Source organism: Citrobacter sp. TBCS-14 (assembly GCF_005280805.1).
GTDB classification, from domain to species: domain Bacteria; phylum Pseudomonadota; class Gammaproteobacteria; order Enterobacterales; family Enterobacteriaceae; genus Citrobacter; species Citrobacter gillenii.
Window position 1 is genome coordinate 1 of sequence record NZ_SZWM01000030.1, and the last position, 253, is coordinate 253.

General features: G+C 55.3%; 1 protein-coding gene. It reads right to left on the bottom strand.

Features of this window, described 5'->3' with window-relative positions:
* The coding region (locus tag FDX22_RS00125; protein ID WP_186805253.1) for a sigma 54-interacting transcriptional regulator at positions 1 to 253 on the bottom strand (253 nt) is incomplete at both ends.

The following is a 253-nucleotide window of genomic DNA, read 5'->3' on the forward strand; positions in this document are numbered from 1 at the left end:
CAACTGCTCGAAATCGGCTTCGCTGAGATCGCTTAAGTTCCCGTTCGCCAGATGGCAGGCATGCGCAAAGAGATCTTTGCCCGTACCGGTATTCCCGGTGATCAGCAGCGGCGCACTCAGCGTCGCCAACTTGCGCGCCTGTTCAACAACGTGTTTCATTTTGGCGCTTACGGCAATAATCTGGCTGAATGCGCTCAGATCCTGGGTGGTCATGTTTTGCAATTGACGGCCCATGCGGAGGGTAGAACGCAAC